Source organism: Nonlabens sp. (assembly GCF_018401815.1).
GTDB lineage: Bacteria > Bacteroidota > Bacteroidia > Flavobacteriales > Flavobacteriaceae > Nonlabens.
On record NZ_JAGYKG010000003.1, the window covers coordinates 198,941 to 210,774 of the forward strand.

An 11,834-nucleotide genomic window follows, 5' to 3' on the forward strand; every position below is an offset into this window, starting at 1 on the left:
TATTTCAGATTTTTTTTATTTTTTTTCTATTCCGACTTTGTTTAAAAACTACAAGTACCTATTTTTATACCATAAAATTAATATCATGAAAAGAATTTTGTTTGTCTTTTGTATCGTGCTTTTTGCGAGTTGTAAACCCACTACTTCCGAAACTACAGAAACTTCTGGAGATCCTATAACCAGTAGTGATATGTATAAAAAGTATGTGATCGCATACAATGATTATGCATCATGCAAAATGGAGCGGCCACAGTTGACTACAGATTTTATGGATCAAAAAATTACTTCAGAAGAATTTGCTGCTGCCTTAGAGCGCAATAATAAAACCTGTAATATCAAAAAGGAAATTTTTAATAAGTACTATCAATTATTAGAAGCCGAATTTGATAAAGCTGCAGTTGCTCATAAAATTATGGAAGAATAGGGAAAACAACCTACCAATTTCCATTTTTTACAAGAGCCTTTCTGGTGTATTAGTGCCAGTCCTTTCAAATGCTGTTTTCCGATATTTTTCCATTTAGCGCATTTTTTGTAAGCGTTAGGGTATTACGTTGCTGAATATCGCTCGTTGTTTTCAAAATATTAGAGGAGTCTGTATGGATTTGGTAAAAAAAAGTATTGGAATACTAAGCGTTTTTGGTTTCCGAATGTGTTGTAAGTATTGTTGTACAGGAGGTGATTTTAAATCAGAATCCTTTGGTAGCGCCCAGGTAGTTAGTTACATCCCTCAGTAATGAAAGATCTTAACCAATATAACTAGGAGCGCTTACAACCTATTTAAAATGTTTTTATTTAAAGGTTAATTAGAGGGTATTGAGTACGTATCTGTTCTCTCATTTTCGCTAAGTGTTGTTCGTGTAATTCGAGATCGGTTGATTTATGATGCGACAGTTTTCTATACTTTTCTACCGCTTGTTGTTGAGGTAAGGTGTTGGTATTAATGGCGCTTTCGCGAAAGCGAATCCAAATAAAATCAATACCTAAATCATTGAGATGTACCATATCACGAGCGTAGAATCTATAATCCCTCAATTCATCCATTGCGATTTCATAAGCAGGGAAATAATGGGCATTAGTGCGCTCTACATGTAATTGAATAGCTTCATGTAACCTGGCTTTACTGCGTTGATTTTCAACAAATCCATCTTTTATATGACGTACCGGTGATAGGGTATAGGTGATGTTGATTTCTTTATTCCAGTTGGTGACTAATTCATAGATGCGTTTTAAATCATCATGCATGCCATCGATAGGAAGCAATTCTTTTCTGAATAATTCCTGAGGTTGTTTGTGACAGTTGGCAACGATCATATCTTTCTCTACATACCTATAAACCCAAGAAGTTCCTAAGGTGATGAATAAATGAGTAGCTTCTTTTAAGGATTCTCTTAAGTGCTGTAAAGCAGTATTGAGGTTACTTATTAACTTTTTAGGATCAGAAGAATTTAAATCAGAATGTACCAGATAGGAAAAATGATCGGTACCATCTGCTGCAGTAAAAGCTTGATTATTAATGGCGCGTTCCACAAGAATTCTCAGACTAGTAGAATTAAATACAATCCCAAATGGGTTTACCGTGACATCAAAGCCAAAGTAAGCCAATTTAGAACCTATGTTTTCTGTAAAACAGCTTCCTAGTAAAACCACTTTCGAATGTTGATCTATAAGAACAGGCAAATTAGAACTGGGTACTGTTGTGGTAAGTTTCATCTCAGGTACTAATGTTTGGTTACAAAGGTACGACCTTGCTGTTATACATAAAAAAGCACAAGCTATACAAAACAGTACTCCAATTAGAATGCTACCAAATGTGTACAGGCGCTATCTAATTTATAGCTTTTAGCTATTTTAAATACGGCTACCATATAAAATTAAGATCCACTATAAATCGTTTAACTGCTTATTACGGTTGGTAGAACGCATATTTTTCGGCATCTGTTATTGTTTGGTAAACAGCTGAACTAAAGAGGCCTATATAAAAATTATTATCGCATTAACTTTACGATCATTTATTTTTAATTTGGCAAGTGTGGAGGTGTTTTAAAACAGCTATATTCTCCATCAAACCATCCTCTTAGCTGCAATTAAGGCTTCCTCTATTCCAGCAGGATTCTTACCTCCGGCAGTAGCAAAATGACCTTGACCACCTCCGCCGCCTTGAATGTGCTTTCCTAATTCGCGCACTATTTTGCCTGCATCCAGACCCTTGTCTTCTACGATGTTTTTACTTAAAATAACAGTAAGGGTTGCTTTATCCCCATTAGCTGCTCCTATGATTAAGAATAGATTTTTCTGGTCTCTTTCTATATCAAAAGCCAGTTCTTTAACAGATTTTGCGTCCAAATCTGTTTTTGCGGCTATAAAGTTAACTCCATTAATGAATTGTGCACTAGCTATTAAATCACTTTTTAGAGTTCCAGCTTTAGCTTTTACTAATTGTTCAATTTCCTTTTTCAAAGAAGTATTTTCTTCTTGAAGTGCTGCTATAGATTCGGCTGGATTTTTTGTTGGAGTCTTTAAGATGCTTTTGATTTCTTCAAAGCTCTTTGATTGCTCTGCAAAGAATTCTTTTACCGAGTCGCTAGAAATCGCTTCGATACGTCTTATTCCAGAAGCAACAGCACTTTCACTGGTGATTTTAAAGTGCCAGATGTCTGCGGTGTTTTTTACGTGAGTACCGCCACAAAGTTCCTGACTTGCGCCAAATTTAATCGTACGCACCACATCGCCATATTTCTCGCCAAACAATCCGATCGCACCTTCTTCCATAGCTTGGTCATAGGTATTGTTGCGGTTTTCTTCTAAGGGTAATTGTTCTCTAATACGAGCGTTTACAAAATTTTCTATTTCGATCAATTCTTCTGCACTTACTTTAGAAAAATGGGAAAAATCAAAACGCAAACTAGCACTGCGTACCATGGAGCCCTTTTGCTCGACGTGAGTTCCTAAAACCTTGCGCAATGCCTGATGAAGAAGGTGAGTAGCCGTGTGATTGGAGGAAGTTCGTGCGCGCTGATTCGGATCCACAGTAACTTTAAATGGGCCGCTTATTTCCTTAGGTAAGTTCTTAGTCAAGTGAACCGTTTGGCCGTTTTCTTTTTTGGTATCGATGATGTAAACAGTATCTCCGCTAGTGTTTTCTAAGTATCCCTTATCCCCGGTCTGTCCTCCACTTTCTCCATAAAAAGGAGTCATATTAAATACTAATTGGTATAACTCACCATCTTTTTTACTGACGACTTTGCGGTATTTGGAAATACGTACCTCTGCAGTAAGTCGGTCATATCCTATAAATTCTTGAGTAGCATCTTCTCTTAAAACGGTCCAGTCGCTTGTTTCTGTAACGCTAGCTTCGCGAGAACTGTCTTGCTGTTTTTTAAGTGCACTAGCAAAGCCTTTTTCATCCATTTCAAGACCTTGCTCACTTAAAATTAATCGAGTCAGTTCCTTGGGAAAGCCATACGTATCATTAAGTTCAAAAGCTTTTTTACCCTCTAAGGTTTTAGAACCTTCATTTTTCATACTTTCAACCATCGCATCTAGCAGTGCCAGACCATTTTCTAAAGTTCGTAAGAAAGAAGCCTCTTCTTCTTTGATCACATTATGAATCAGATTCTTTTGTGCTTTTAGCTCTGGAAACGCATCTCCCATTTGTTTAGTAAGTGTGTTGACCAGCTGATAAATGAACGGTTCTTTTTTATTTAGATACGTAAATCCATAACGTATCGCTCTACGCAAGATCATACGGATCACATAACCAGCGCCATTATTAGAAGGCAACTGACCATCGGTAATGGAGAAAGAGACTGCTCTTACGTGATCTGCAATAACTCTTATTGCGATGTCTTCTTGGACGGTATTACCGTAGGCATGTCCTGTTATGGTTTCTATTTCTCTAATTAGAGGTGTAAAAACATCTGTATCGTAGTTGGATTGTACGTTTTGTAAAACCATAGCAAGGCGTTCAAAGCCCATTCCTGTATCTACGTGTTGTTGGGGCAAGTTTTTTAAAGAACCATTTGCCATACGGTTGTACTGTATAAAGACCAAATTCCAAATTTCTACTACTTGTGGATGATCTCTATTGACTAGAGAGGCACCAGCTACTTTTGCCTTTTCTTCATTACTTCTTATATCTACATGAATTTCAGAGCAAGGTCCACAAGGTCCTTGTGCGCCCATTTCCCAGAAATTATCTGCTTTATTACCATTGAGGATGCGGTCCTCGGCAATGAGTTCTTTCCACAAGTCGTAGGCCTCTGAATCTCGATCTAGGTGTTCACTTTTGTCTCCTTCAAAAATAGTTACATAAAGACAGTCCTTATCAATATTATAAACTTCGGTAAGTAGTTCCCAAGCCCATGAAATAGCTTCTTTCTTGAAATAATCACCAAAACTCCAGTTCCCCAGCATTTCAAACATAGTATGATGATAGGTATCTACACCTACTTCTTCCAGATCGTTGTGTTTACCGCTTACACGCAAACATTTTTGAGAATCGGTAACACGATTATTTTTAGGTTCTGAATTCCCTAAAAAATATTCCTTAAACTGGTTCATGCCTGCGTTAGTAAACATTAAGGTGGGATCATTTTTGATCACCATAGGGGCACTAGGAACAATTTGGTGTTTTTTATTTTCAAAAAACTCAAGGAAGGTTTGGCGTATTTGTTTTGACTTCATTCTTGCTGTAATAGCGGTTAATTCAATTTTATTATTTTTGCACTAGATAAGTAAAACGTTTAGAAATTTACTTTCGCGAAAGCGAATTAACATTAACTTTATTCTACTTATTTTTAACTCCTAACAATCTACAAAAATAGCATAATAAAACGTATGTCAAAGGTCAAGTATTACTACGATTCTGAAACTCTTTCTTACCGAAAAGTAGAGACCAAAAAAAAGAAGCTCTTTTTTAGAAGCTTATTGTTTTTGTCATTGAGTTTTTGTTTTGGATTAGTGTGTTTCTTCTTTGCAGACCTGTTTCTCGTATCTCCACAATTAAAGAAATCTCGCAATAAAGTGGAGTATTTAGAATTACAACTCGATCAAATGCAAGAAGATATCACTCAATTATCTTCTGTAATTGAAAACATTGAAGATCGAGACAACAACATTTATCGCATATATTTTGATGCCAATCCTATCCCAACAGAGCAACGTCAAGCAGGTTTTGGAGGGGTAAATCGTTATAAAGAGTACGAAGGAGGTTATAGCGCCAAAAAGATAATAGACCTTAAAATTGCGATCGATAAATTAAAAAAAAGAACGGCTATACAATCTACATCTCTTGACGAAATAGCCAGCCTTGCCGAAGACAAAGAGAAACTGCTTACTTCTATACCTGCCATACAGCCAGTGCGTAATCAGGATCTAACACGTATGGCAAGCGGTTATGGGTACCGAACAGATCCTTTTAACAAAACCAGAAAATTTCATTACGGTATGGATTTTACTGCACCTCGTGGCACACCGGTTTTTGCAACAGGTGATGGCATTATTGTCAGAGCCGATGCTAATAGCTCCGGTTACGGAAACCACATTAGAATAGATCACGGTTTTGGTTACTTATCGCTTTATGCGCATTTAAGATCAAATAAACCTTTTAATGTGCGTCAAGGACAAAGGGTAAAGCGTGGAGATATCATTGGTTATGTCGGTAGTACAGGAAGGTCTCAAGCACCACATTTACACTATGAAGTGTTTAAAGATAATGATCGCATCAACCCTATTAATTTCTATTATGGTAATTTAACACCTCAAGAGTTTAATGAGCTATTAAAGAAATCCCAACAAGAAAATATTTCTTTAGATTAATTTTTAAGCAACTAGTAACTCACTTTGTCAATTATGCATATAGAACTTCCAGAAAAACTATACTACTCCATGGGAGAAGTAACCAAAGCATTTCAAGTAAATGCCTCTTTGGTTCGTTTTTGGGAAAAAGAATTTGAGGTCCTGCAGCCGAAGAAGAATTCACGTGGTAACCGCAAGTTTTCTAAAGATGATATAGCAAATCTTAAAACCATTTATCATTTGGTGAAAGAAAAAGGATTTACCTTAGACGGTGCACAGGAGTATATGAAAAATCACAAAAGCGAGCTCCATACTTTTGATATCATTAGTAAGTTAGAACATGTAAAGGCAGAGTTGCTTAAAATTAAAGCGCAATTATAATTTTTCCTTACTCCAAATTACCGCTAATAGCTTATTTATTAAAGTGTTAGATTTGCTTTTATAAAAATGACCTATTAAATTCTTTACCCATAAATGATCAAGTTTGAAAAACTGCCTTATTCTATACTAATTGCTGGACATATTGTGATCACTATTATTATGATCGCACTTCCATTATTAGTTAAGGTATTTTTTTATGCGGCTGTTATATATTTTATCCTAAGACTTTTTATTAGCGCTGACAAAAATCAAGAAGTGATTTTAGCTTGTGCTTATATTACGTGTTTGGAGGTGTTTTTAAAAATGAATGGCGGATTGTTATTTTACGAGATGATTAAGTATATGGTGATTGCCTTCATGCTTGCTGGTATTATTTTAAGAGGCTTTTCTCTCAAGTCGATACCTTTTGTATTTTATTTACTTTTATTAGTCCCAAGTATCGTTATAGCTTCTCAGAACATTCCTATTTCCGAATCACTAAGGAAGGCGGTAGCCTTTAATTTAAGCGGTCCTGTGACATTAGGAGTGGTAGCCATTTATTGTTTTCAGCGCAAGATCACTATCACACGACTGGATGAAATTTTAAAATTATGTGTAGGCCCTATCGTCATGCTTGCATTTTATCTATTTGTAGTTACACCAGATATTAGAGATGTGGTGACAAATACGGCCTCTAACTTTGCAGCTTCTGGTGGATATGGACCTAATCAAGTAGCAACCGCTTTAGGAATAGGCATGTTTATTTGTTTTATTCGTTTTTTGCGCATTAAAAATTTATGGACCAATGTACTGGACATTATCTTGTTTTTAGGAATGACCTACAGGGGATGGATCACTTTTTCTCGTGGAGGGGTAGTGACGGCTTTTTTGATGATAGCAGCTGTTATAGTTACGTTGTTTTTCTTAAAAAGGTCTGAGTTCAGGTTTTCTTTTTTACCTAAATTAGGAATTATTGCTTTAGGGTTAATGTTGGCTTGGGGATATACCTCTCTTGTAACTAGTGGTTTAATCGATAAAAGATATGCCAACGAGGATGCTGCTGGTCGTGCAAAAGAAGATCTTTCTACAGGTCGAGCTGAACTTATTTCTATCGAATTAGAAGCTTTTCTTGAAAACCCTATAGGAGGAATAGGTGCAGGTCAAGTAAAACATTATCGCGCAAAAAAAGACGGTATAGTCGCTGCTTCTCATAATGAGACAAGTAGATTGCTTTCTGAACATGGAAGTATTGGAATTCTTTCATTACTCGTACTTCTATTTACACCACTTATTTTCAGGCTTACTCACAAAGGCAACGTGTATTTCTATGCTTTTTTAATTTTCTGGATCGCTACTATAAATCACAGCGCCATGCGCATAGCAGCACCTGCCTTCTTTTACGGATTAGCATTGCTTTATGTGGTCAAGCCCAAGGTAAAGACGAAAGGTGTTCCAATTGAAAAAATACCAGATGTTATTGTTGCTTCATGAAGAAGATACTTTACATAGGTAATCAACTGGCTCAAAAAGGGAAGACGGCAAGCAGCATAGATACGCTAGGACCTTTATTGGAAAAAGAAGGCTATCAATTGCGTTATGCTTCTTCTATTTCAAACGTCAGTGTGCGTATGTTAGCTATGATGCACTCGACTTTTAGGAGCAGAAAATGGGCAGAGGTTGTTTTGATAGACACTTATAGCACTAAAAACTTTTGGTTTGCCATTGTAATTTCTCAGCTCTGTAAATTTCTTAATTTGAAGTACATTCCTATTCTGCACGGAGGAAATTTACCGGCTCGATTAGATCAAAACCCAAAGGTTATGGGCATTTTTCTCCATAACGCCCATGCTGTTGTAAGTCCTAGTGATTATTTAGGTACCGCTTTCGCGAAAGCGGGCTACCACAATATCACTATAATCAATAACTTTATTGAGATAGAAAACTATCCCTTTCAACAACGATCGATCTTAGAACCGAAACTTCTTTGGGTGCGATCATTTGCCGAGATTTACCATCCGCAAATGGCGGTTCGTGTTCTTCACTTACTTAAGGAGGAATATCCTAAAGCCAGTCTGACCATGGTGGGTCCAGAAAAAGATGGGGCATTACAGAGCAGTAAGTTATTGGCTCAAAAATTACAAGTAGAAGTGCATTTTACCGGGTTGCTTTCTAAAAAGCAGTGGATAGAAATAAGTAAAGATCATTCTATTTTTATCAATACTACCCACTTTGATAACCTTCCTGTAAGTTTAATCGAAGCAATGGCATTGGGTTTGCCTGTGGTGTCTACGGACGTCGGGGGTATCTCCTACTTAATACAACATAAGGTTCATGGCAAGTTGGTTCCAGACGGCGATGTAAGAGCTATGGTAGAAAATATTCAAGATTTAATGCGACATCCTAAAGATGTTTTTACTATTATTACACACGCGAGAGAAAGATCCCTAAACTATTCTTGGAAAGAAGTAAGCCAGCAATGGAACGCCTTACTTGCTTTGTAGCTTATTGTTTATATCTTTTAAAGCCTAATTATAGTGATAGCTCCTATACCTTTTGAAATGTCTGAGCGCAAAATTTTACTGCGTATTATTGATGTAGTTGTGGTTATTGTTGCGTTACATCTGCTAGGTGTACTATTTCAATTTAATTATTTTATTATCAAAGAGGAACAATGGATTTGGTCTGTTGTACTCGCTGTTTATTTATTGTTTTTTGCAACTGTTTTTGAAATGTACAATTTGCAAAGAGCAAGTCACCTTATAGGGACTATGAGAAGTGTGGTGACTGTGGCTTCTATCACTTCATTCATTTATTTATTGACGCCATTTTTCACCCCAGAATTACCAGAAAATCGAATTCAGATTTTATACTTTTATATGGCGGTGACCATCCCGTTATTAGTTTGGAGATCTGTTTACATCAATTTTTTTGTAAGTTCTAAATTTAATAAAAACATTATACTCATTGCAGATGCTACTGACGCGGCTATAATTGCACAATCGTTGCAAGATGTTGATCCTAATTATAAAATAAGAGGTTTTATAAATACAAGTCCAGAATTTGTATCAGGTCATTTTGTGGGGTTAACAGTCATAGGGATCAAAGCGGCACATGATTTAATAGAAAACAAATCAGTTACGGAAGTTGTAGTAGCTAGTGGTGAAATTGAAGGCATTACTTCTAATTTATACCGATGGCTTCTTGAGCTGGTAGAAAATGGATATTCAGTAAGGGAGTATAGTCAAGTGTACGAAGAAATGACCGACCGTGTTCCAGAGCAATATTTAGGCAAGGATTTCTATAAGTACTTTCCTTTTGCTAGAAATAATCAGAACAGACTTTATTTAGTGTACCATAGGGTATTTGATATTATAGCTTCTTTAGGCGGTTTAATCATATTGGGATTGATTATCCCTTTTGTTGTCATAGGAAACTTATTTGGTAATCGGGGTCCCTTATTTTATGTTCAAGAGCGATTAGGTATCAATAGAAAAGCATTCAACATAGTTAAATTTAGAACTATGGAACGAGATGCGGAGAAATCTGGAGCTCAATTTGCCATTCAGGATGATGTTAGAATAACAAAATTTGGTAAGTTGTTAAGAGCAACTCGGATAGATGAAATTCCCCAATTTTGGAACATTTTAAAAGGAGAAATGAGCATGATCGGTCCAAGGCCAGAACGTCAGGTTTTTGTAGATCAGCTTTCTGAAAAGATTTCATTTTATGAAGCACGTCATTTGGTAAAGCCTGGTTTAACCGGTTGGGCACAAGTAAAAACAAAATATGGTGTTACCGATGCAGATCATATGAGAAAACTTCAGTACGATTTATATTATATCAAAAAGCGCAGCATCTTTTTAGATATCAGAATCATTGTAAAAACCTTGAGTACGATTCTCTTTTTTAAAGGGCAGTAAAGTCAGTATTAGGTTAACAGTCCCAGTTTTCAGAAAATAGAGGAAAGATAGTATTTAGCTTTGCTAAATACTGCCAACTGCGACTGCCAACTACCTTCTTATTTCCGTTTCAATTTGCCCCGCCTAAAAACACTGAAAAGAAGTACCAATAAGCACATAAGGCTTGCTACCCTTGCTATATAATCCCCATGTGTGGAGTAAAAAGTGACTTGAGTCTTTGGGTATACAGTTCCTTTTATGACCCCTTCTGTATTGTATTCTAAGGAATCTAAGATGTTCCCTTGGTCATCGATAATTGCGCTTATTCCAGTATTGGCACTACGAGCAATCCACCTTCTATTTTCAATAGCTCTAAGTTTGGCAATGCTTAAATGTTGTTGATGACCTTGGGTATTTCCCCACCAGGCGTCATTAGTAATGATTGCTAGAAATTGTGCTCCGTTTTTTACATAATCTGTGACATACGCTCCATAAACGGACTCATAGCAAATAATAGGAGCCACTTTAACTTGATTTTTAATTTGAAAAACGGAACGTTCTTTTTGAGTCGTTTTAGTAGCTACTGTTCCACCTAAATCAAGCATTGCATCCCCTAAAATAGGCTGAAGAATATTTTTATATGGAAAATTCTCAACGCCTACAACTAATTTAGATTTGTGATACACTTGTAAGGAATCAGTAGCAGTAAAAAAAATAGCGCTGTTATAATCATTGTAAAGTGTCCTACCGTCTCGAGCAACATTAGTTTGGGAGGTAATTCTAGTGGTATCTGTAAAAATTTCTGCAATAGAAATACCACCTAAATAATACAGGTCAGGATAATCATAAAGTGCTGCTCTCATCTGATTTACAGAACGATCATATTCTAATTGTTCAAGTTGAGATAGCCTTACATTATCGGCAAAAACTGTTTCTGGGGTGATAATAAGATCTGTAAAGCGATCCATTTTGGGTTGTACCAATCTCATAATGAGCTTTACGATGCTGTCATTTGTGGTATCATATTTCTGATGATAAGGATCGATGTTGGGCTGCACAATAATTACTTCAGTGCCACCACCTTTTGGCAAGGATGGTAGTTCAAAAACTACTATTTGTGAAATACTAATAGGGATAATGATCAAACTAAGAAGTACCGCAACTCTTTTAATGATGAACTTGCGTTTAGAAATAGGTGCGCTTTCGCGAAAGCCTAACACACTTAAAAAAACAAAAATATTGACTAGCCAGATCCATAAAGAACCACCAAAGGCACCTGTATACTCATACCATTGGATCCAAGAAGTCGACTCGCTAAATCCATTGCCTAAATTGAGCCATGGCCATGAAAAATCCCATTTCAAATGCATGTATTCAAAACTGATCCACAAACAAGCTAAAAAAGTTAAAGCAGCTCCTTGCGTAGCTCTGCGAGCCAATAAATGATATCCCAAAAATACCAAACTCATTAAGGCAGCATTTACTAATACGGCAAACCACATACCAAAAGGGGTTGAAAAATACAACCAGTAAGTGGTGGCGATATTCCATATAAAAAAGGTCAGATAGGAGTGAAGGAATACGTGTCCTGCTTTACGTTTGGCAGAAGAACTTCTAATGCGTTTTTCAGAGAGAAGTAAGGGGACAAAAGCGATGAGTAATAGACCAGCAAAGCCATAAGTAGGCCAGCCCAACCACAATAGCGTTCCTGATAATAAGGCGAGTAAAATACTGATGAATTTCATGTAGAAGTAATGAGGTGCTAATTTAAGATCTTTG

The 11,834-nt window shown here is 36.5% G+C and carries 9 protein-coding genes; 6 read left to right on the forward strand and 3 right to left on the reverse strand.

The genetic code is table 11. The annotated features are described in order from the left end of the window. Window positions 1-85 precede the first annotated feature (85 nt). Window positions 86-424: a hypothetical protein gene (locus KG732_RS07540; protein WP_213522071.1), complete on the forward strand. Its 339-nt coding sequence runs from the start codon at window positions 86-88 to the stop codon at window positions 422-424. A 368-nt stretch (window positions 425-792) separates the two neighbouring features. On the opposite strand, the gene KG732_RS07545 is transcribed toward KG732_RS07540, so the two are convergent. Beyond that, the gene (locus KG732_RS07545; RefSeq protein ID WP_213522073.1) at window positions 793-1,710 is read right to left on the reverse strand and encodes a GSCFA domain-containing protein; all 918 of its coding nucleotides are present in this window, start codon (window positions 1,708-1,710) and stop codon (window positions 793-795) included. 351 nt (window positions 1,711-2,061) lie between these two features. Next, window positions 2,062-4,683: an alanine--tRNA ligase gene (gene alaS / locus KG732_RS07550; RefSeq protein WP_213522074.1), complete on the reverse strand. Its 2,622-nt coding sequence runs from the start codon at window positions 4,681-4,683 to the stop codon at window positions 2,062-2,064. Between the two features lie 153 nt (window positions 4,684-4,836). On the opposite strand from alaS, the gene KG732_RS07555 reads away from it, so the two are divergent. From KG732_RS07555 to KG732_RS07575, 5 genes are all read left to right on the forward strand, one after another. Further along, a complete protein-coding gene (locus KG732_RS07555) occupies window positions 4,837-5,817 on the forward strand; it encodes a M23 family metallopeptidase (RefSeq protein WP_213522076.1) in 981 nt (326 codons plus the stop codon). A 33-nt stretch (window positions 5,818-5,850) separates the two neighbouring features. Beyond that, window positions 5,851-6,177 carry a MerR family transcriptional regulator gene (locus KG732_RS07560; protein ID WP_213522078.1) on the forward strand — a complete coding sequence of 109 codons (327 nt, stop codon included), beginning with the start codon at window positions 5,851-5,853 and terminating at the stop codon, window positions 6,175-6,177. 93 nt (window positions 6,178-6,270) lie between these two features. Continuing rightward, on the forward strand, window positions 6,271-7,647 hold the full coding sequence (locus KG732_RS07565) for an O-antigen ligase (RefSeq protein ID WP_213522080.1): 1,377 nt from the start codon (window positions 6,271-6,273) through the stop codon (window positions 7,645-7,647). Next, window positions 7,644-8,657 (forward strand): glycosyltransferase family 4 protein, encoded by a 1,014-nt coding sequence (locus tag KG732_RS07570; RefSeq protein WP_213522082.1) that lies wholly within the window; start codon window positions 7,644-7,646, stop codon window positions 8,655-8,657. The genes KG732_RS07565 and KG732_RS07570 overlap by 4 nt, the downstream gene beginning before the upstream one ends. Before the next feature lie 57 nt (window positions 8,658-8,714). Further along, complete coding sequence (locus tag KG732_RS07575) at window positions 8,715-10,076, forward strand: exopolysaccharide biosynthesis polyprenyl glycosylphosphotransferase (RefSeq protein WP_213522091.1); 1,362 nt, start codon at window positions 8,715-8,717, stop codon at window positions 10,074-10,076. Window positions 10,077-10,174: 98 nt separating this feature from the next. Here KG732_RS07575 and lnt read toward each other — a convergent pair whose 3' ends face one another. Further along, entirely contained in the window at window positions 10,175-11,800 is a 1,626-nt protein-coding gene (gene lnt / locus KG732_RS07580; RefSeq protein ID WP_213522093.1) for an apolipoprotein N-acyltransferase, read from the reverse strand. Between the last annotated feature and the right edge of the window lie 34 nt (window positions 11,801-11,834).